This window comes from Fontibacillus phaseoli (assembly GCF_003337355.1).
Classification (GTDB): domain Bacteria; phylum Bacillota; class Bacilli; order Paenibacillales; family Paenibacillaceae; genus Fontibacillus; species Fontibacillus phaseoli.
Genome location: NZ_QPJW01000004.1, coordinates 128,537 through 149,738, shown reverse-complemented (window position 1 = coordinate 149,738; position 21,202 = coordinate 128,537). Strand labels below are relative to the sequence as shown.

Annotated in this window: 20 protein-coding genes and 1 riboswitch; of the genes, 7 read left to right on the top strand and 13 right to left on the bottom strand. The window is 50.8% G+C overall.

All coding sequences use genetic code 11. The features are described from left to right. Positions 1 to 326 precede the first annotated feature (326 nt). The 3 genes from sdhB to DFP94_RS13310 all read right to left on the bottom strand — a co-directional run bounded on the left by sdhB (position 327) and on the right by DFP94_RS13310 (position 3,656). Entirely contained in the window at positions 327 to 1,097 is a 771-nt protein-coding gene (sdhB, locus tag DFP94_RS13320; protein ID WP_114496957.1) for a succinate dehydrogenase iron-sulfur subunit, read from the bottom strand. A gap of 11 nt (positions 1,098 to 1,108) precedes the next feature. Beyond that, positions 1,109 to 2,854, bottom strand: coding sequence for a succinate dehydrogenase flavoprotein subunit (sdhA, locus tag DFP94_RS13315; protein WP_114496956.1), 1,746 nt, complete (start codon positions 2,852 to 2,854; stop codon positions 1,109 to 1,111). A gap of 130 nt (positions 2,855 to 2,984) precedes the next feature. Next, a complete protein-coding gene (locus DFP94_RS13310) occupies positions 2,985 to 3,656 on the bottom strand; it encodes a succinate dehydrogenase cytochrome b558 subunit (RefSeq protein WP_114496955.1) in 672 nt (223 codons plus the stop codon). A 240-nt stretch (positions 3,657 to 3,896) separates the two neighbouring features. Here DFP94_RS13310 and DFP94_RS13305 point away from each other — a divergent pair, with 240 nt between their 5' ends. The 4 genes from DFP94_RS13305 to DFP94_RS13290 all read left to right on the top strand — a co-directional run bounded on the left by DFP94_RS13305 (position 3,897) and on the right by DFP94_RS13290 (position 6,904). Beyond that, complete coding sequence (locus tag DFP94_RS13305; protein ID WP_114496954.1) at positions 3,897 to 4,799, top strand: LysR family transcriptional regulator; 903 nt, start codon at positions 3,897 to 3,899, stop codon at positions 4,797 to 4,799. A 138-nt stretch (positions 4,800 to 4,937) separates the two neighbouring features. After that, a complete protein-coding gene (locus DFP94_RS13300; protein ID WP_114496953.1) occupies positions 4,938 to 5,309 on the top strand; it encodes a GntR family transcriptional regulator in 372 nt (123 codons plus the stop codon). Positions 5,310 to 5,331: 22 nt separating this feature from the next. After that, complete coding sequence (locus DFP94_RS13295) at positions 5,332 to 6,234, top strand: ATP-binding cassette domain-containing protein (RefSeq protein ID WP_181873141.1); 903 nt, start codon at positions 5,332 to 5,334, stop codon at positions 6,232 to 6,234. Continuing rightward, entirely contained in the window at positions 6,218 to 6,904 is a 687-nt protein-coding gene (locus DFP94_RS13290; protein WP_114496951.1) for a hypothetical protein, read from the top strand. The genes DFP94_RS13295 and DFP94_RS13290 overlap by 17 nt, the downstream gene beginning before the upstream one ends. A 61-nt stretch (positions 6,905 to 6,965) precedes the next feature. On the opposite strand, the gene DFP94_RS13285 is transcribed toward DFP94_RS13290, so the two are convergent. From DFP94_RS13285 to DFP94_RS13275, 3 genes are all read right to left on the bottom strand, one after another. Then, the gene (locus DFP94_RS13285) at positions 6,966 to 8,210 is read right to left on the bottom strand and encodes a cation:proton antiporter (RefSeq protein WP_114496950.1); all 1,245 of its coding nucleotides are present in this window, start codon (positions 8,208 to 8,210) and stop codon (positions 6,966 to 6,968) included. Between the two features lie 66 nt (positions 8,211 to 8,276). Continuing rightward, the gene (locus DFP94_RS13280) at positions 8,277 to 8,939 is read right to left on the bottom strand and encodes a potassium channel family protein (RefSeq protein WP_114496949.1); all 663 of its coding nucleotides are present in this window, start codon (positions 8,937 to 8,939) and stop codon (positions 8,277 to 8,279) included. 13 nt (positions 8,940 to 8,952) lie between these two features. Further along, the gene (locus DFP94_RS13275) at positions 8,953 to 10,242 is read right to left on the bottom strand and encodes a TrkH family potassium uptake protein (protein ID WP_114497126.1); all 1,290 of its coding nucleotides are present in this window, start codon (positions 10,240 to 10,242) and stop codon (positions 8,953 to 8,955) included. A gap of 112 nt (positions 10,243 to 10,354) precedes the next feature. Next, a riboswitch (cyclic di-AMP (ydaO/yuaA leader) is annotated at positions 10,355 to 10,515 on the bottom strand. Between the two features lie 288 nt (positions 10,516 to 10,803). Here DFP94_RS13275 and DFP94_RS13270 point away from each other — a divergent pair. Then, entirely contained in the window at positions 10,804 to 12,528 is a 1,725-nt protein-coding gene (locus DFP94_RS13270) for a CPBP family intramembrane glutamic endopeptidase (RefSeq protein WP_114496948.1), read from the top strand. Here the strand turns inward: DFP94_RS13270 and uvrC are convergent. Beyond that, the gene (uvrC, locus tag DFP94_RS13265; RefSeq protein WP_114496947.1) at positions 12,497 to 14,482 is read right to left on the bottom strand and encodes an excinuclease ABC subunit UvrC; all 1,986 of its coding nucleotides are present in this window, start codon (positions 14,480 to 14,482) and stop codon (positions 12,497 to 12,499) included. The genes DFP94_RS13270 and uvrC overlap by 32 nt on opposite strands. A gap of 104 nt (positions 14,483 to 14,586) precedes the next feature. Continuing rightward, positions 14,587 to 14,904 carry a thioredoxin gene (trxA, locus tag DFP94_RS13260; protein ID WP_114496946.1) on the bottom strand — a complete coding sequence of 106 codons (318 nt, stop codon included), beginning with the start codon at positions 14,902 to 14,904 and terminating at the stop codon, positions 14,587 to 14,589. A gap of 269 nt (positions 14,905 to 15,173) precedes the next feature. Between trxA and DFP94_RS13255 the strand changes: the two genes are divergently transcribed. Further along, positions 15,174 to 15,329: a YqzM family protein gene (locus tag DFP94_RS13255; protein ID WP_114496945.1), complete on the top strand. Its 156-nt coding sequence runs from the start codon at positions 15,174 to 15,176 to the stop codon at positions 15,327 to 15,329. Between the two features lie 89 nt (positions 15,330 to 15,418). Here DFP94_RS13255 and dnaI read toward each other — a convergent pair whose 3' ends face one another. The 3 genes from dnaI to DFP94_RS13240 all read right to left on the bottom strand — a co-directional run bounded on the left by dnaI (position 15,419) and on the right by DFP94_RS13240 (position 18,471). Next, positions 15,419 to 16,372 (bottom strand): primosomal protein DnaI, encoded by a 954-nt coding sequence (dnaI, locus tag DFP94_RS13250; protein WP_114497125.1) that lies wholly within the window; start codon positions 16,370 to 16,372, stop codon positions 15,419 to 15,421. A gap of 26 nt (positions 16,373 to 16,398) precedes the next feature. Further along, positions 16,399 to 17,922 (bottom strand): replication initiation and membrane attachment family protein, encoded by a 1,524-nt coding sequence (locus DFP94_RS13245; protein WP_114496944.1) that lies wholly within the window; start codon positions 17,920 to 17,922, stop codon positions 16,399 to 16,401. Between the two features lie 255 nt (positions 17,923 to 18,177). Next, positions 18,178 to 18,471 (bottom strand): YuiB family protein, encoded by a 294-nt coding sequence (locus DFP94_RS13240; RefSeq protein WP_114496943.1) that lies wholly within the window; start codon positions 18,469 to 18,471, stop codon positions 18,178 to 18,180. 218 nt (positions 18,472 to 18,689) lie between these two features. Between DFP94_RS13240 and hemQ the strand changes: the two genes are divergently transcribed. Further along, positions 18,690 to 19,436, top strand: coding sequence for a hydrogen peroxide-dependent heme synthase (gene hemQ, locus DFP94_RS13235; protein WP_114496942.1), 747 nt, complete (start codon positions 18,690 to 18,692; stop codon positions 19,434 to 19,436). A gap of 121 nt (positions 19,437 to 19,557) precedes the next feature. On the opposite strand, the gene DFP94_RS13230 is transcribed toward hemQ, so the two are convergent. Beyond that, positions 19,558 to 19,806 (bottom strand): hypothetical protein, encoded by a 249-nt coding sequence (locus tag DFP94_RS13230; protein WP_114496941.1) that lies wholly within the window; start codon positions 19,804 to 19,806, stop codon positions 19,558 to 19,560. Between the two features lies 1 nt (position 19,807). After that, positions 19,808 to 21,001: an NAD(P)/FAD-dependent oxidoreductase gene (locus DFP94_RS13225; protein WP_114496940.1), complete on the bottom strand. Its 1,194-nt coding sequence runs from the start codon at positions 20,999 to 21,001 to the stop codon at positions 19,808 to 19,810. Positions 21,002 to 21,202: the final 201 nt, after the last annotated feature.

Here is a 21,202-nt window from a genome sequence, read left to right as displayed (position 1 = left end):
TTTACGGAAGTTTTTTGATGACATTTTTTCCAGTGGAAATTTCCAATTAGAAGTCATCAAAAAGCTCGACGAGCATAGTCTGATTGGAAAATTCCAATCCAACAGAACGAGAAGAAGGGTCTTGAGCTGAACCCAACCCTTTTGATTGGATATTTCCAATCAAAAAATGAAGGATGCAGGATTACATCCCGCTTGGTTGGAAATATCCAATGGAGTGGGATAACCACCGGTTCCGCCTCGCCAAAGAGAAGGGCGGAGTCATCCCCTTCCTAGGAAAGCCGCAAAAAAACCGGGCGCATCGGCCCGGTTTTTACTATCCGCAATGGTTACACGCCCAGCCAGCGCTTGAACATATGCTTGCTGGTCGCCTTGTTCATTTCGGCGATCGAAGTCGTCAACGGGATGCCCTTCGGACAGGCGCGGACACAGTTTTGCGAGTTGCCGCAGCCCTCGATCCCGCCCTCTTCCATCAGCGCCTCGAGACGCTCCTCGGCGTTCATCTCGCCCGTTGGATGCGCGTTGAACAAGCGCACCTGGGAAATCGCCGCCGGGCCGATGAAATCGGTCTTCTCGTTGACGTTCGGGCATGCCTCCAGGCAGACGCCGCAGGTCATGCATTTGGACAACTCGTAAGCCCATTGACGCTTCTTCTCCGCCATCCGCGGGCCGGGACCCAGATCGTACGTGCCGTCGATCGGAATCCAGGCTTTGACGCGCTTCAACGCGCCAAACATCCGCGCGCGGTCGATGACCAGGTCGCGCACGACCGGGAACGTCCGCATCGGTTCCACGCGAATCGGCTGCTCCAGGTTGTCGATCAACGCCGCGCAAGCCTGGCGGGGCTTGCCGTTAATGACCATCGAGCACGCTCCGCACACTTCCTCTAGGCAGTTGGACTCCCAGCATACCGGAGCCGTAGACTCGCCTTTCAAATTGACGGGGTTCCGCTGGATTTCCATCAAGGCGCTGATGACGTTCATACCGGGACGGTAATCCAGCTCAAACTCCTCCGTATAAGATGCCGACTTGGGATCGTCTTGGCGCGTAATGACAAACTTCACTTTCTTCGCCGTTAATTTCGTATTCGCTGTTGCCATAGTCTCTCCCCCTATTTGTCCTTCGAATAATCGCGAACCCGCGGCGGGATCAAAGAGACGTCCACATCTTCATAAGAAATCTGCGGACCGTCAGGCGTCCACGTCGCCTTGGTTGTCTTCAGGAACTCCTCGTCATTACGAGTCGGGAAATCCGGTTTATAGTGGGCTCCCCGGCTCTCGTTGCGAAGCAGCGCGCCCAGCGTCATCGCTTCGGACAACTCCATCATATTCCACAGCTGGCGGGTAAAAGCCGCGCCGGCGTTGTTCCAGCGGGACGTATCATTAATGTTAATATTTTTGTAACGCTGCTTCAGTTCCTTAATCTTGCCGATCGTCGCTTCCAGCTTACTGTTTTGGCGAACTACGGTCATGTTTGCCGTCATCCATTCGCCAAGCTCCTTATGCAGCACATACGGGTTCTCGGTCCCGTTCATGGCGAGTAATCCTTCGTACTTATCTTCCTGTGCTTTACGGTAGTTCTCATAGATCTGCGGATTAAGATCCTCCGCCGATTTTTTCAGGCCGCGGATATATTCCACCGCTTTCGGTCCGGCCACCATCCCGCCATAGATCGCGGAAACCAACGAGTTGGCTCCCAGCCGGTTCGCGCCGTGATACTGATATTCGCATTCCCCAGCCGCAAACAGGCCGGGAATGTTCGTCATCTGATTGTAATCGACCCACATGCCGCCCATGGAATAATGGACCGCCGGGAAGATTTTCATCGGAATTTTGCGAGGGTCGTCCCCCATGAATTTCTCATAGATTTCGATGATTCCACCGAGCTTCACATCCAGCTCTTTCGGATCCTTGTGGGACAAATCGAGGTAAACCATGTTCTCCCCGTTAATCCCCAGCTTCATATCGACGCAAACGTGGAAGATTTCCCGGGTAGCAATATCCCGCGGTACCAAGTTGCCGTATGCCGGATATTTCTCCTCAAGGAAGTACCATGGCTTGCCGTCCTTATACGTCCAGATGCGGCCGCCTTCCCCGCGTGCGGATTCGGACATGAGCCTCAGCTTGTCATCGCCCGGAATGGCCGTCGGGTGAATTTGGATAAATTCGCCGTTCGCGTAATTGACGCCTTGCTGATAGACCGCGCTTGCCGCCGTCCCTGTATTGATTACCGAATTCGTCGTTTTGCCAAAAATAATACCGGGGCCGCCCGAAGCTAGTATTACAGCATCCGATGCGAAAGTAACGATTTCCATCGAACGCAAGTTTTGCGCGCAAATGCCGCGGCATACCCCTTCATCATCCAGAACGGCAGACAGGAACTCCCAGTTCTCATACTTGGTGACCAGACCTTCCGCTTCATAGCGGCGTACCTGTTCGTCCAGAGCATAGAGCAACTGTTGTCCCGTCGTCGCACCGGCAAAAGCCGTGCGGTGGCGCTTTGTGCCGCCGAACCGGCGGAAATCGAGCAGTCCCTCCGGCGTCCGGTTGAACATGACGCCCATCCGGTCCATGAGATGGATGATGCCCGGCGCCGCCTCGCACATTGCTTTCACCGGCGGCTGGTTCGCCAGGAAGTCTCCGCCGTACACGGTATCGTCGAAATGCTCCCAAGGGGAGTCGCCTTCGCCTTTTGTATTTACGGCTCCGTTAATGCCCCCCTGCGCACAAACGGAGTGGGATCTTTTGACCGGAACGAGCGAGAACAGATGTACCTGAACTCCGGCTTCCGCCGATTTGATCGTAGCCATCAGGCCGGCCAGACCGCCGCCGACAATAATTACGCTTTGTTTAGCCATCTCTATCTTCAACTCCTAAAAGAGGATGTTCAAAAAATGCCTTCCCGATACCGAAGCGGCTTCAGAAGCAGTAATCCGGATCTATGAAATGCAATCGTTTTGAGCCATCGCGGAATATTTTTACATTCAATTACCCGATAAATGCCCGAAGCGTCTCCAGCAAAGCCGTCCCGTCCGCCTGGAATTCCACGTCGCGGAAAGCGAACAAGGACCAGGTGAACATCACGGCCGTAATCGCGAACAACGTCATGCAGATATATGAAGAAACCCGCTGCGCCCGCGGACCGACCGTAATGCCCCAGCTTACCATGAACGACCAAAGTCCATTAGCAAAGTGGAATGCGGCAGATACGACTCCGATCAGGTACAAGATAAAGAAAAACGGATTCATTACGATCTCATGCATCACGCCGCCCAATTCTTCGTGCGTCACATTGCCTAGAGCGACCTGCAACCGGGTTTCATAAAGATGCCAGATCACGAACGCAAAGACGAGGACTCCCGAGATCCGCTGCAGCAGGTAGCGCAGATTGCGCTCATTGCGAAACCGGGTATTGTTGGGCTTTGCCTGAAAAGCGATATACATCCCGTACACGCCGTGATACAGGAGCGGCAGCCAAATCCCTACAATCTCCAGCACGATGACCAGCGGCAGGCTGTTAAGGAAGGCGACGCTGTCCTTAAAGCCTTGGCTTCCGCCTTCTACTGCGGAAAAATTCGTAAGCATGTGTTCCAGAAGAAAAAATCCAAGCGGAATGACACCCAGAAGCGAGTGCAGTTTTCTGGAATAAAACCCTTTCATAAGCCCATATGCCCCTTTCCCGTTTCCATACTTCCTCATACTTTTTAGGATTCACTAATATTAGACCGCTAGACGTATATGATAAATTACACAAAAGCGCAGCCTTTTCCCCTTGTTACAAAAGTAACATGTGAACATCTTGTGTCACTTTTCATGTTACTCCTTTTTATCTTATAATGGAATTGCAATATAATTATTAATACTTATAACAAAATAACATAAGGAAAGTTGGACTCTGCTATGATGGAAGATTTGCTCGTATTCACGACGGTTGTGGAGCAATCGAGTTTAAACAAGGCGTCCAAATTGTTGAATTTGTCCCAGCCTGCCCTGTCGAGAAAAATCGCCAAGCTGGAGGAAGAATGGGGAGTATCGCTATTTTTGCGGAAAGGGAAGCGTTTGGAGCTGACCCGCGTCGGGCATGAAGCCTATATTTACGCGCTCGAGCAGCGGCAGCGCCATCAGAACTTCCTGCAGTCGGTCTCCAGGTTCAAAGCTTCCGAACGCAGCGTAGTTACGCTCGGGGCAAGTCTTACCACGATTCAGACGACGCTGCCGCCGCTCGTTACGGCGCTGATGAATAAATTCCCGGACATCGAGGTCAAGCTGGTTACGGGCAAAACCCATGAAATCGTCTCTTACGTCCGCGACCGCAAAGTCGATGTCGGCGTCATTGCCTCTTCGATCAGCGAAACGGGACTTAAATGCATCCCCCTGTTTCAGGATCACCTGGAACTGGTCGTTCCCCGCGGCCATGAACTGGCCGGAAACCACCATGCGGGAATGGAAGATTTGAACGGTCGCTCCATGATCATATTCTCCAAAGGAACCTGGTACCGCAAACTGATCGACGACCTCTTCGGACGTTACGGGATTATCCCGGACATCCGCATGGAAATCGATTCCTTTGAAGCGATCGTGCGCCTGCTGCCTACTTGCAAAGCTGCTGCGCTGCTGCCTAAATCCTACTTGCGCAAGCAATTGCTGAAAGATAATGACCTGGTCTCCGTGCCGATGCGGGAACTCGAGCAGACGCGGAGGGAAACTTGCCTGGTGTATGGCGATAAATCGGAGCTTAGCCATGAAACGAAAGAGTGGTTTACGGGTATTAAAGAGAGTCTTGCGGAAGCCCTCTCCCTATAAAATATTTCATAAGATGACTATCGCAGCCGGATGATCCGGCTGCTTTTATTTTATCATACGCCGCTCGCCTGTTGACAATTTACTCCTTTGGTTATATGGTTAGTTACATAAGTAATCAACCAAGGTGGTGGTGGAGAAATGGGTGTATTGAGCGACGATGGACGTCCGATTTTTCAACAAATTGCCGAAAAGATCGAAGATGACATTATTGAAGGAAGATTACCTGAAGAAACCCAAGTGCCTTCTACCAACCAATTTGCGGCCTTTTATCAAATCAACCCGGCTACGGCGGCAAAAGGCGTTAATTTGCTGGTGGATCAGGGAATTTTGTACAAGAAAAGAGGGATTGGCATGTTCGTTGCATCGGGAGCCCAAACAGCATTGGTAGAGAAGCGGAAGCAGCAATTTTTTGACCAGTATATCGTAGTCATGCTGCGCGAGGCAGCCAAATTAGGAATATCCCCGCGCCAGATCGCAGACATGATTCAAAAGGCAGAGACCGCCAATTAAGATGACGAGAGGAGATATTGTTGTGAATTCTATTCTGGAATGCAGCCAAATCGCTAAAAAATTCGGCAGGAGCGAAGCTATCCGTAACGCCACCACGGCTTTTGAAGAAGGAGCCGTTCACGGGCTTCTGGGAGCTAACGGTGCCGGCAAAACGACCCTGCTCCATATTCTCTCCGGCCTGATCTATCCGAGCCAAGGGCAAGTGCTGTACGACGGCCAACAAGTCCACGATAACCCTGCCGTCACGCCGAACATCTGCCTGGTCAAATCGGATGAACGATCCTGGGCCGATTACAAGGTCAAAGACCTGATCAAATATTGTTCGCTGCTGCTTCCGTACTGGGACGAAAAATTCGCCGTCGAACTGCTGCGAAAATTCCGCTTGCCCGGCAACAAGAAATATAAGCATCTGTCGAGAGGCATGCAATCGATGGTAGGCATCGTGAAAGGGCTGGCCAGCCGCGCTCCATTGACTTTGTTTGACGAGCCTACCCTAGGGCTGGACGCCGACATGCGAGAGACCTTCTACGAACTCATGATATCCGATTGCGGCGAACGCCAGCGCACGATGATCCTGTCGACCCATCAGATCGATGAATCCGCCAATCTGTTCCAGTATATAACGCTGTTAGAACAAGGGGTCGTAACCTCCCATATGGATAAAGATGCCTTTGTGGAACAGGCGCATTACCTTCAGGGCGATACGTCACTGTTGCTCGCCCTAGCCTCCGATCCCCGCGTATTACACGAAGAATCGCTGGCTGGAACAACCGTGCTTGTCTGGTACGGGGAGTTGGAAAACCAAGTCGATCTGGAACGCCGAGGCATCAAAATCGGTCCGGTTCCGCTGCAAAAGCTGTTCGTCTATTTGACCCGCAAAGGAAATTTGAATTCGGAGGAAAAATACTATGGAAACTTCTCGTAAAATGCTGCGCTTCCATTGGTTAGACAACTTCAAACCGCTGACGGTCTTCTGGTCTATCCTGCTGCTGGTAGATATCGCGCTAGTGGTGGCACAGCGTTATTTTCCCGAAGTTCTGAACACTTCCGACAACTTTTTATTTTCGGCCAACTACGGAGCCATTGCCATCTATCTTCTGGTCTGCGGCATTTTGATGGCAACGAGCAGCTTTCCTCTGTTAATGAGCTTCGGGATTCCCCGGCAAAAGTTTTATCTCAACTTGATCGGCACGACTGTACTTTTATGCGCCGCCATGAGCTTGATACAAAACATCGTTGTGTACGTAGGATACTCGGTGATGCAGTTGTCGGGGATTACCATAGAAGCAAGCATCACGCCTTTCTTGCTCTTGTGGTATTGCCAATGGACCTTCTACCTGCTCGACATGTTTTTGTTCATTTTGCTCGGTACCGTGTTTTACCGGTTCGGCACGCTTCCCGGCTTGATTACGATCGCTTTTTATATTCTGGTCTTAAACCTCGTCCCCGACGATCTGGATTTTGCAGATAACTTTGAATTGGCAGCATCAGGATTGTCAAACGTGACGCTATCACATCTGTTCCTCGGCATAACCGTCGTTCTGATCGGGATCGGCTGGTTGCTTTACCGGCGGGCTCCCGTACGTACTTATTAATCCAAGGAAGCGAATCCGCGGTTCATGAACCGTGAACCCAAAAAGAAGCTGCGATCAAGTCCTAAGACTTTACCGCAGCTTCTTTAATTTCCAAGCCAAGCTTCCGTGCCACCCAGGCGGTCGTGCTCGCTTGAATGACGATCGTCAGCACGATCGCCATGAACGTAATCGCCGAAATGATTTCGGCATGCGGGATGCCCATCCCGACGATCATTCCCGACAGCGCAGCGGGTATGACGCCGGTTTCGCGCACCCAGCACATGAACAACAGCTCCCGCCAGGTCCATTTTACTTTCCGGTCCGGAAGGGCACACAGAAAGACGGTGAGCGGACGCGCCACAAACATCAGCACCAGCACCGCCGCAAGGCTTTGCCAGAAGTAATGGCCGAGTGTACCGAAGTTCACTTGACTGCCCAGCAGCACAAAGATCAGCATCCGCATGATAATCGTGATATTTTCCGCAAAAGAACTGGTTTCGATATGCTTGTCTTTCATGGATAGATTGAATACCTCCGCATTGCCCCAGATCACTCCGGCGACAAATGTCGCCATGAAGCCGCTGACATGAAGCAGATCGGCAATCAGATAACTCGACAATGCGCATACGATCATGACAATCGTTGTATATTCCCGAAACACGCCGTGCCTGGCATGCCCTGTAAAATAAGTCAACAGCCCCGAGATAATGAGCCCGATGAGAATCCCGCCCAGAGCGGTTTTCACGAAATCCAAGGTCATCGCGCCAAAATCCAGCTTCCCGCCACCTGCCACAACGGCCAGTAACGAGAAGGTCAGAATCGATCCCGTTGCATCATTGAACGCCGATTCGCTTTCGACCGTTTCCCGGACCCGCTCTTTGATCTTCACCTGCTTGAATACCGGAATAATCGACGCCGGGTCCGTGGAAGCAATAACCGCTGCTGCCAAGAAGGCAAAGATCCAGTCCACGCCGAACAGGAAATGCACGCCGAGGCCTACCGCCAGCACAGAAATAATCACGCCGGGCACGCTGAGCATCGAAAGGGTGATCCATACTTTCCGGAGATCGCTGAGCTTCAAATTCCGGCCGCCGTCAAACAGAATCAGCGCCGAACCTAGGGTCAGTATGGTTTGATTGATCAGCGATCCGCTGGATTCATGTATCAGATTTAAGCCGGGCCCCAGCAGCATGCCGACGGCGATAAACACCGCGACATCAGGCAACTTCAGCCAGGAAGCCAATTTTCCGGAAACCATCCCCACGCTGATCACAAATAGTACTAAGACAAGAAAATGCCGAATCGCTTCGGTTGCAGTCGATTCCATACAAAGTCACACTCCAACGGCTTTATCAAAATCAAAGAACAAAAATCAAAGATTAAAGATTAAAGATCATTCATTAATAATGGCTTCAAATTCCTCGATATTTTTCTTTGCTCCGATAAGAACCATAATGTCACCTTGCGTCAGATGATCCATTGCCGTTGGCGCAATAATGACTCCGCTCTCCCGATGGATAGCCACAATGCTGCAACCGAACCGGGCTCTCGGGTTCAGATCACCCACGTTTTTCCCATTCAGGCAGTCAGGCACTCTTAGTTCCACGATGCTGTATTCTTTGGAAAGTTCGATGTAATCCAGCAGGTTTGGAGTTACAAGCTGATGAGCGACACGTACCCCCATATCCCTCTCGGGAAAAATCACCCGGTCGACGCCCAATTTTTCCAGCGCACGTCCATGGAGGACGGAAATCGCCTTGGCCACGACCGTCTTGATTCCAAGATCTTTGAGAAGAATGGTAGAAAGAATGCTCATTTGAATATCATCGCCGATCGCCACAATGCCGCAATCGAAATTCCGTACGCCTAGCGATTTCAGCACTTCCTCATCCGTCGCATCCGCAACTACGGCATGCGTTAGCCGATCGCTCCATTCTTCGACCACTTCCTCGTTCCGGTCCACGCCCAGAACCTCGTATCCGAGGTCCATCAGCTCAAGCGCCAGACTGGAACCGAAACGCCCCAGTCCGATCACTACAAACTGCTGTGTTTTCATTTCGCTTTTCCCCTTATCCTATAATCATTTTGCCTTCGGGATGTCTATACAATTCTTTACCCTTCTTAGGTCCGAGCGCATAAGCCAAGGTCAACGGCCCTAGCCGTCCGGCAAACATGGTGAAGCTTATAATGATTTTTCCGATGAGCGTCAGTTTTCCCGTAAGTCCCATCGTAAGCCCTACGGTCCCGAAAGCGGACGTCGTCTCGAACAGAATGCTTAGAAAGCTGGCGTCTTCCGTCGTCGACAGCACCATCGCAACGGCGATGACCAGAAACAAAGCCAGCATGGTGATCGTTACGGCTTTGAATATCCGCTCCTGGGCCAGCCTGTAGCGGAACAGCACCAAATCCGAACGGCCGCGGATCATGGAAATCACCGCACCGATAAGGATCGTGAAGGTCGTCGTCTTGATCCCGCCCCCGGTTGAGCTCGGCGATGCCCCAATAAACATTAGAATAATCATAAAGAATTGCGTGGCCTGTCTAAGCCCGCCGATATCCAGCGTATTGGCACCCGCCGTTCTCGGCGTCACCGACTGGAAAAACGAGCTCCAGATTTTGCCGCTCCAGCTCAGCGGCTCCAAGGTTTTGGAGTTCGTAAACTCGAATACGAAAATAACGAGCGCTCCAACCAAAATCAAAGCGCTGGTCATGGACAAAACCACCTTGGAATGCAGCGATAACTTACGGCGGCGGCGGAATTCGATCAAGTCGGATAGGACGATGAAGCCGATCCCCCCGGACACGATCAGGAACATCGCTACGAAGTTAACGATCGGGTCGTTGACATACTGGGTAAGGCTGCGGTATTCGCCGAACAAATCAAAGCCCGCATTGTTGAACATGGAGACTCCATGGAAAATGCCGAAGTATAACGCCCGGCCGAACGGCATATCGAAGGACCAGCGAATGGCGAATAGAAGCGCCGCGCCGCTTTCGATAATCAGGGAGTACATCAATACTTTCCGGATTAAACGGACGATGCCCTCCATCGTATTTTGATTCATTGCCTCTTGAAGCAGAAGCCGATCCTTCAGGGAGATTTTCCGTTTGAATACGAGAGCGAACAAGGTCGCCATCGTCATGAATCCGAGTCCCCCAACCTGGATCAGCAGCATGATGACAACCTGGCCGAACGTCGAAAAGTACGTGCCCGTATCAACTACGACAAGTCCGGTTACGCAGGTTGCCGATGTGGCGGTGAAGAAGGCGTCGATAAAAGGAAGCGACTCTCCCGTCGTGCTGGAAATCGGCAGCATCAAAAGCAGCGCACCGACCAGGATAATCATCGCAAAACCCATTACTAAGACCTGGGGCGGAGAGAATTTGATCCATTTGGAAATCAACGCGGTCACCTCATTACCGGATTTGGGCAAAAAAGAAAAAAGCACTGGAAATCCAATGCCTTTTGATTGGTCCCTGCTGCAAAGGCCTACGAGGTTAGCTGACGGATTCGGGCTTGCGCGGTCTGCCCTATTCGCTTTTTCACAAGGTATGGAACCCGTGAAACAGACGAAATTCACCCCTAAATATCGGTTCCCCCGTTTTCGGTAGAAATTCGGCCACTATATAAATTTCATTTGTTTTCATTTCATTTTCGTCAAATTGGATTATAAGCCTTATTCCCTTCCACTACAAAGGTTTAAATGGATGAAATAGCTCGATAATAACCTAAAAGGAAGGAAACAAGCCGCAAGCCGAAGCCTTCTCTAAGCTATGCTTGAGTTTACCGCGGTTATTGCTTCTTTTCATGAAAATACCGTCATCTCTGGCGCCGCGAACTCCCCTGTGTTATCTTTACTTTGATGTAGAAGTGCCGAAAACATACAGTTTCACAAAAAATCGTTAAAAGGAGTTTTTGCATGGATTCCTACTCAAAACCGCAGATGCGAAGGATGAAAACCCGGACGTTATGGATATTCGCCGCCATCGGGCTAATCGTCTTTATCCTGCTTCAAATCGTGCCCGCCACCGCCTCCGAAACCCTGCAAATGGAGCAGTCGGCCGAATTGATCACCAAAGCGCAAGCCGAGGAATCGGCACTCAAATTTGCGGAAAGCACGCTCGGATTGTCCGGTCCTTTCGAAGACGCGCTAGTCACTTATGAAACGCGCGCCGATATTTACGGCTATTTAACTAAGGAAGACCTGATGGAAGACTATCTAAAAAAATATGAGAAGCAATTTCCTTACGACATCTTCCAGGTTCGGTTTAAAAAGCCCGGCGGGCTTCTAAACGCCTTAACGGTCGATGTCCATATGACGACGGGCAAAGTTGTCGGCTTTAAGGAAATCCCCGAAACCGGGTTTCCTAACGTAGTAGACCTTGGGATTAACGGATCATCTGATGCCGTTTCCGCAAGCTCTGGAGTAGAAGGCCTTACCTGGGAGGAAAAGCTGGCGTTAGCCCAGCCTTATTTGAAGGCGCTCGGTTACAGCGCCGACACCCAGTTGGTCGTCGACGAAACCCCGGCGGGTTTGGCATTAACGGTCACGGGCTTTGAAGCCGGACAATCGAATGCGCAAATCGATATCGATTTCTACGAAGGCAAAGTCTCGGGGATCGAGAGTTACTTTACCGTTCCGCAAAGTCATACGGATTACGTTAAAGGCCAGACAACGATCGCCAATTGGCTGACTTATGCCGGCTACGCTTTATTGACTTTTGTACTGGGAATATTGGCTATCGTTTATAGCGCGTTGACCAAGGTACATACTTCATTCAAGCGGGGAATATTACTTTCTTCCATATATTTTGTAATTTCCATGGGCTCGGCGATCAATATGCTTCCTTATTTCGAAAAAGAAGGATTAAGCGGCCCATTGCTGATCTTTGGGCTTTTGTTCCAGGGGGGCGTTACTTTGGTGCTTGCCGCTTCGGTGTATTTCTCGCTGGTCGGCGGCGACGGGCTCTGGCGTCAACAAGGGATTAACCTTTGGGGCCGGGCCAAGGAACAGGGCTATGGACGACATGTCCTGACTTCCATGGCCGATGGCTATGCCTGGGCGCTTATCTTGTTGGGCGTTCAGTCGGTCATCTTCTTCGTACTGGAAAGAACGATTCATATGTGGTCCACCACGGACGCGTCCCAATCGCCTTATAATATGGTCTATCCCGTTCTGCTTCCTTTGCTCGCCTGGGTGGCAGGCATCGGGGAAGAGGCCGTATACCGGCTGTTCGGCATTCCGATGTTGAAAAAAATGTTCCGCAGCACGCTCGTCGCAAGCGTCATTACTACGCTGATCTGGGCGTTCGGCCACACGTTGTATCCAATCTATCCGGTTATCTCCCGTCCGATCGAACTATTGATCATCGGGCTGCTGTTCAGCTTCATTTTCCTGCGTTACGGATTTATCGCCGTTCTCTTCTCGCATGTCATCTTCGACAGCATCTTGATGTCGCTGAGCATCATGTTTACGGGCGGAACGGTAAATATCGCGGCAGGCATATTCTACATCGCATTGCCGGCAATCGTTGCCTTTGTGATCTACCTGTTCAATCCTCCGGGCAAGGAACGGCCACCCGTTCCTGCACAAAAGAAAGAGGAGCCGTTATTCACGACTCCTCATCCCGAAGGGCATTTATAATCTCATTGGCGAGCTTATCGCCGATCGAAAGAGGCCGGAAGTCTTCGACGGAGGCCTCTTTCATTTTTTTAAGCGATCCGAAATGCTTCAATAGCGCTTTGCGGCGTTTTTCCCCGATTCCGGGGATCGCGTCCAGGCGCGAGGCCACCATCGATTTGGCCCGCTGCTCGCGGTGGAACGAGATCGCAAAACGGTGGACTTCGTCCTGAATGCGTTGAAGCAGATAGAACTCCTGGCTATCCCTTGGCAGATGCACCGGCTCAGGCGGATCGCCCACCATCAGCTGCGCCGTGCGGTGTTTGGCGTCCTTCACCAGACCGCCGACGGGGATAAACAAGCCCAGCTCATTTTCCAGGATGTCGATGGCTGCGGAAATCTGCCCCTTACCGCCATCCACGATAATCAGATCGGGCTGCGGCAGGTTTTCCTTCAGCACCCGTTCATATCTGCGGCGGATCACTTCGCGCATCGTTTCATAATCGTCCGGACCCTGAACGGTCCGGACTTTGTATTTCCGGTATTCACTCTTCGCTGGCTTCCCGTCAACGAAGACAACCATCGCGGACACGGGGTTCGCCCCCTGGATGTTGGAATTATCGAACGCTTCGATGCGCGATACCCGTTCCAGGCCGATGGAGCGGCCCAGATTGTCCGCGGCACCCTTTGTCCGTTCCTCATCCCGCTCGATCAGGCGGAATTTCTCGTCAAGGGCCACGCGCGCGTTGTCCACGGCCATCATAATCATCTGCTTTTTGAGTCCGCGCTGAGGTACAAGCGTCTTCACGCCGAGCCACTCGTTCAGCGCCGAAGCGCCGCTTACCGCGTCGAGCGTCTCGCTGCCGCTTACCGTATCCTGAGAGGATCCAACGGCTGCCTGCTTACTCGATGCCGCAGCCGCGGTGCCAGTTCCCTCCGGTTTATCTGCGGAGTCGGACGCTTCGGCTCCTGCTTCGTCGGCCGCACCCGGTTCACTCATGCCCGGAAGCAAAATTTCTTTCGGCAATGCCGGATTATCGCTGTAATACTGGGTTACATAGGACAGAAAATCGCTGTAGGCATCACCGTAAAAAGGAAATACCGACGCATGGCGCTCGATCATTTTCCCCTGGCGCATATAGAGGATCTGGACGCACATCCAGCCCTTGTCCACGGCATAGCCGAACACATCGCGGTCCTTGGCGTCCGCCGTCGTGATCTTCTGCTTTTCCATGAGCGCATCGATATTGATAATCTGATCCCGCAGTTCCTTAGCCCGCTCAAAATACAAGTCTTCCGCGGCTTCTTGCATTTTCCGCTGCAATTCCTTCTTGATTTCTTCATGTCCTCCACTGAGGAAGGAGTTGATTTCCTGCGTCATTTGCTCATATGCCGATTGCGGCACTTCCTTCACGCACGGGGCCAGACATTGGCCCATATGGTAATACAGACATACTTCCTTCGGCATCACATTGCATTTCCGAAGCGGGTACATGCGGTCGAGCAGCTTTTTTGTCTGCTGCGCGGCATAAGCGTTCGGATAAGGACCGAAATATTTCGCCTTATCCTTCAGCAGCCGGCGGGTTACTTCCAGCCGGGGATGAGGCTCGTTCGTTATTTTAATATAAGGAAAAGTTTTGTCGTCCTTGAGTAATACGTTATATCGCGGATAATGGGTTTTGATCAGATTGCACTCCAGAATGAGCGCTTCCATGTTGCTGCCGGTCACGATGTATTCGAAATCCCGGATATCCGTGACGAGCCGCTGCGTCTTGCCGTCGTGGCTCCCGGAAAAATAAGACCTGACCCGGTTCTTTAATATTTTGGCCTTGCCTACATAAATAATGGTGCCTTCTTTGTTCTTCATCAGGTAACAGCCAGGCAAATCCGGCAGCAGGGCCAGCTTGTGGCGAATCGCTTCCATCGCCTTGTCCCGTTCTTCCTGAGTTTCCGTTGCGTTTCTAGACACTGTATTCATGCAACATGCCTCCTCCCCACATGGAATAGCTTCCGCTCTTACGCAGAAAACGCCCCCGGACATGCCGGAGGCGTAAACCAAGCCCACTGAAATGCACCTTGATCTTATTGATGTTTAGCGATCAGGTTTTTCAGGTTTTCTTTGGAGTTCAGACCTACAACTTTGTCTACGGGTTGACCGTCTTTGAAGAAGATCAGGGTAGGAATGCTCATTACCCCGAAACGGGAAGCGGACTCCGGATTTTCGTCCACGTTCACTTTCGCGATTTTAACCGAGTCGCCAACTTCGTTGGCCAAATCCTCAAGGATTGGAGCGATCATTTTGCAAGGACCGCACCAAGGCGCCCAGAAATCCACCAGGACGGTACCTTGTCCTTCAACTTCGTTATTGAAAGTTTGATCGGATACATTAACAATTGCCATTTGCAATCTCCTCCTTATATTTGTGCCCAGGCCCAGAATCTGTCCAGAGGCAAATTTTATAATATTTGAATCAAAAATAAAGGATGCACATACCGAAAACGGCGTGTTGTCAATTATACCACATTTTTTTAGCAAAAGAAAAATCGTAATGAATACGCCTTCTTTACAAATTTCAAGGCGATTGGTTATACTAGTAGTAACCCAAAAACGAATTGTCTATGATGTTTATTATTGACAACGAGTTTATTTTGCGAGGAGGCCCTGCCGCCATGGATGCAAACACGCATGTGACCGATCCCCGGGAGCATATTAACGAAGAACCCCGCAACGACTTATTCGATCTCATGAACGGTTTCTTCGGGATGCTCACGTTTATGGCCGTTATTTTCTTCGGAATGGTTATCGTCAAGTTCATTGCCGGTTAAGCGCCTCAAGCCTACGGCAAAAAAGTCGGGCAAGGGATGAAAATCCCCTGCCCGGCTTTTTTGTTTTAACGATAAATGATGACCTATATTCAAACCTTGCCGCGCTTATTGTTCCCGCTTACGGTGACGACGTCCACAAACGGCGCAATCCGGTCCATCAACCGCTGCCCTTTATGGATTTCCTCTCCGTCTTTGCTGGTGAAACTCAGGTGTTTTTCCAGCGCCTTCAAGGAATAGTTGGAGGTATAGAAAGTGGGCTTGCGGTTCATCCGGTAGTTTAAAATGGAACCCATCACATGATCCCGTACCCACGGATTCAAATTCTCCGCCCCGATATCGTCGAATATAAGCAGGTCAGCCTGCTTCATTACTTCGGTCGTTTCCTTCAGCTTCTGGCTTTCCTGCAGCATGGACTTCAAGTCTTCCACGAATTCCGGCATGTAGACGATCACCCCGGAATATCCCTCCTTAGCCAGTTCATGAAGCAGATAGCACATCAGAAATGTTTTCCCCGTTCCGAAGTGACCTTCCAAGTATAACCCGCGGGTACTCAGACCCGACTCCTTGGTTTGGTTAATGTAGCGAAACACCTGGCTTACCGCCGGAACGCGCGCCCCGTCCTTGGACAGTATCTCCACTTCGTCATAGCCCTGTTGAAGCGCACGATCATCCACATAAAAACTGTGAATCCGCTTCTTGATGGATAAATCCATCTCATAGCGCAACTGTTTGGGACAAGTCACCTGACGATCCACCAACTGCGGTCCCGCACCGTTGTTTTCCACCGTCAATTTCGTGAAATGGCCCGGAAAGTCATTGGGGCAGCGGTCCAACCCCGGACAAGCCGCGCAGTGCCGACTATCGTTCACATATTGATACAGCTTCGCCATGCCGCGAAGCAGATGTTCTTCGGTAAGCTCCGGATGACGGATGCACAAATCGCGCACCAGCGGTTCGCTCATCATTCTGGCATTCAATTCCTCCGAACGCCGCCGGAGCTGCGGACTCTTCATTTGCGACAGCAGGTCCCCGAGGGATTCCATCATTTTCTCACCTTCTTGCTTCATTCTCATCCTTTTTTCTTACTGGCCTTCATACGTTCCGCCATCTTGAGCAGTTCGGCGAATTCTTCTTCCGAAACGCTCTGCTCTCCGCCCGAGCTCTGCACGATCGGAATCTCCGGTTTCGGCTTGATTCCCCGGCCGTTATAGGTTCTTCCGCGTCCAGCTCCGGCCGCCGAAGGCTGCGCCGGTATTTTCTCTTTCAACTTGGTTTGATCACGTATATATTGAACGGCTTTCTCGTAGGTGTTAACCTGCTTCATCAGCATATTCGACGCAATCGCATCAACGAAATTGCGATTGATCCGCTGTTCGCCGCCGGAGGTAAGCAGCGCCATTAAATAATGAATCAGCACATTGATGACCTCGCCGGGCAACTTGTAGTTCAAATCGATTTTTTCAAATATATCGAGCAGATTATCGGGCACCGCCCCCGGAAAAAACGTCTTTAACAACCGGGTGTACGGCTCGTTCCGAAGCATCATATTATATTGATGCACATCGCATTTGTTCACGAACTGAGGCGGAACCTCGACGTAATATTCCATCTGGACGGCAACTTCTTCCTGATGGCTTCCGGTTTCCTGGCTCGTCTCTTCCGCACGAATGGAGACCACCTTGGCATAAGCGATTTCCCGCTCCTCCTGACGCCGTTTCCCCTGTCTGAAATGCAGGTTCGCTTTGTGCTGTAACTCATCGAGCAGCAGCGTCCCGCTTGGATCAAAGACACCGTCTTCATCCAGCAGCCGACATAAATCCTGAACGCTAAGATCATACTTGCGGGCCACGTAATTGGCCACTCCCATGCCTTCGGGGTCAAACCGCAGTTTTTCCACATAGACGCGATTTACGGATTCCCGCGGGAAACGGATAATGATGTCGGCGTAATTGAGCGCGTCCTCTTCCTCTACCGTCTTCATTCCCGGCTGTCTCGCAATGGAAGTCTCGGCGATGGCCTGCTCCAGCTCATAGTCGATGGAATGCGTATTTAGTTCGAATATCTCGTAAAACGGCACTGAGATATTCTCCTTATTATAAGTTAAACCATACAAATCCCCAGGCTCGGCACAAAAAAAACGCTCCCTTAGCGACAATACCGCAAATTTACCGATTTTATCACGCAACAGCAACGTCAGGTGCTGGGTACGGAAAAATTCGGCCGGAGACAATGGCGGCTGAAGTTCGTATTCATACAAATAATCGTCACCGTCCGGTATGTACAAGCGACTGCTTTGCAGCAGGCCGACCGCTTCCAGCTTGGAGGCTTGTTCAATCAGAAGTGTCCGCCCTTTCTCGCTCGGCTCCAGGCCCATCGTCAGAAACAGACCCCGCTGCTGCTCAATGGCCGAATAGCCCACCTGCTCCAGCGGAACCTGCTCAGCAAGCAGGCGGTATAGAGCCACGGCCAGCGCCCCTACCATGGGCTGATAAATCAATCCGAGCACTTTATCGTCCACGGGACTGAGAGAGAAGTCACGGTATACGCAATAACGGTGATTTTCAGTAAAATGCAGCATGTTGTTCATGCGCACGGCTTCATCGCTCCTTCCCAAATACGCACATTTTGACTTTCTCTATTCTATCACAAATCCGGGAGACCCGAATCGTTAAAAGCTTACAAAAAACGCTAAAAATTTCCCTTCCAACGGCATTACCTGTGTTTCTCGGCTTATTTCCCGGAATATCAAAAATTGGAGACCGGACACAAAGAAGGAGGACCTCCAACACGGAAAAACCCCGAGCGGAATGGCCCGAGGCTTTGCATGTAGTGGTTTTCGCACGCGAAACTAAAACATTTTGTATCCGCCGATCCGCAGTTTCCGGATCGTCCAGCCGCTTAGAACGGCACCGGCAAGCCCGGCAAGCGCAGTCAGATAGTCAACCACCCGGAAGGAGGCCAGATAGGCACCGAAGCCCTTGTCATGGTCCCACAAGCTGTACACGACGATCGGCAAAATCACGATAACAAAAATATAAGCGGGAAACCAGGTTGTTTTCATAAGCATATTAAGAATAAATCCGATGCCGAACATCATGACAAAAAACAGAACCATCAGTATCAAAACGATGAGCCATCCCACCCATGTCCCCCCACCCTTCGTAAGTCACACTATAATTAATATCACAAGAATAAGAACTAGTAGATAGTTTACTAAAAAAAATGTTGCGAATCAATGAACTTTCCTGGAAAGCAGAGCAATTCCGTTTGCTCCTTTGCGGAACGTTAGATACAATAAGAGAAGCGCATCCATTTTACTGAAAAAATGAATACACACTGACTATTTAGGAGTGATCATAAATGAACGAAGCTGCACTGACCCTGGAAGGCTGGTATGCCCTGCACGATTTCCGGTCCATCAACTGGACGGCTTGGAAAGCGGCGGACGACGAAGAGCGCGCGGGCGCTTTGGAGGAGTTACATAACTTTCTGCAGGAATGGCATGGCGACGAGCAAAGCGGCAAAGGTAGCACCGCCGTTTACTCCATTGTAGGCCAAAAAGCCGATTTTGTGTTTATGCATCTGCGCGAAACCCTTGAAGAATTAAATGCTTTGGAGAATGCCTTCAACAAAACGACATTCGCCCAGTATACGACCAAAGCCTATTCCTACGTCAGCATCGTAGAACTAAGCAATTACATGGCCTCCGGCGACGGCGACCCGAAAGCGAACCCGGAAGTGATGGCACGTTTGCAGCCGATCTTGCCGAAATCGAAATACATTTGCTTCTACCCGATGAACAAAAAGCGCGATTTGGACGACAACTGGTACATGCTGTCGATGGAAGAACGCCGGGGAATGATGCGCAGTCATGGGATGATCGGCCGCGGCTATGCCGGCAAGGTGAAGCAGATCATTACCGGCTCCGTCGGACTGGACGACTGGGAATGGGGCGTCACTCTATTCTCCGACGATGCCCTGCAATTCAAGAAGCTCGTCTATGAGATGCGCTTTGATGAAGTCAGCGCCCGTTTCGGGGAATTCGGCTCCTTCTATGTCGGAAACCTGCTGAACGAGCAATTGTTTGAGGACATGCTCAAATTATAATCCCACAAGCATAACCGCCCGTGAGAAACGGGCGGTTTTTCAATTCAACTTTTCGATGATCAAACAAAAAAAGACCATCCGGCATACCGGACGATCTTTATCTTGATTTGCAATCCGTTGTTTATTCTTCATCCTGCTGCTTACGCAGCGACTCCAGAAATTCCGCCGTTGCGCGGTCGCGATCCCGGCTCTTTTCCTTCAAACGCTCAATGGCCGGAAGAATCAGGATATCGATTTCCTTTTGTACGTTATAGGTCAGATCGTACTGCTGCTGCGATTCCAAATAAGAACCGACCTCCATCAGAGCGTTGTACCGGTCCAGTTCCTCTCTCGTCAACAACCCCCGGACTTGCACGCTGCAGTGCCGCATCTTACAGGAATCTGCCTTTTTTCAGGACGAGCGGAATCCCGCCGATGATAAACAGGTAGCGCATATCTACAAGCTTCTTGATCTGAGCGGCCACCCAGCCTTTATACTTCTTGCCGAAGGCGGATGCTATCGCTTCGCCTTTGCCCAAGGAAGCCACGGTTCCTTTGTTGCTGTATACGAATTTCTTGAGTTCTTTCACGCGGATGGAAGCCACCACGTTTTGCGCGCAGACCACACCTTGCTGCATGGCGATTTGCGCGGTCGGTGGATAAGGCCGGCCTTCCGGATTAAACATCAGCGAGTTGTCCCCGATGATAAATACGTGATCATGACCGGGCGCGCGTAGGTAATCATCGATTTTCACCCGGCCTCTGGCCGTTTCAAACCCTGCCGCTTCAATCAGGCGATTCCCGCGAATCCCGCCGGTCCATACGACGGTTGCGGATTTGATCTCTTCACCGGTAGCCAGCAATACCCCGTCAGGGGTGCATTCCTTGATCGCTACGCCGATTTTGAATTGAACGCCTTTCTTGGTCAAGACATTCATGGCATACTCGACCAACTCCGGGTCGAAGCCGGGAAGGGCGGTCGGAGCAGCCTCTACATTATATACGTTCACCAAGCTAGGGTCGACATCATAATCCTTGCAAAGCTGGGGAATCCGGTCCGCCAACTCCGCTACGAACTCGATGCCGCTGAAGCCTGCGCCGCCTACGACAAAATTAAGACGGTCCGTACGACTCTCATCCGCTTTGTACAACGCAAATTGATATTCGATGTGCTGACGGATCAAGCGAACCGAATTGATGCTTCGGATCGTCATGGCATACTCAGACAATCCCGGAATGCCGAACGATTCAGGTTCGCCGCCCAGCGCGATGATGAGGTAGTCGTAAGACAGCGTCCCGTCTTGAAGGACTACTTTTTTGTCCGAAAGACGAATCTCCTGGACATTCGATTTCACAAGATCGATTTTAAATTCATCGATTAATTTGGAGATCGGAACGCGCGTATGTTCTATGGAATCGGTTCCGGCCGCCGGCATATGCAGATGCGTGGTGAAATAATGGTAATCGTGCCGGTTCACCAGGGTAACGTCAGCTTCATTGTAATTCAATTCTTTTTGCAGCCGTTGTGCAGTCAAAATACCGCCATATCCCGCTCCAAGAATGACGATTTTAGGTATGGTACTCATCAGGCTTGTTCTCCTTCCGGGGTTGAAGCTCTATATTTTATATAAAAACCAAAAACTTCAATGTGAAAATAAACACATAAAAAAATAGTCTCTGGTAAATTAACGTTCTTCCATTATGCGACATTTGTCACAATTATTTTAAACTGTTCCATAATAATTATCAAAAATAATACACAGTATTTTCACAAATGTACTCTTTTC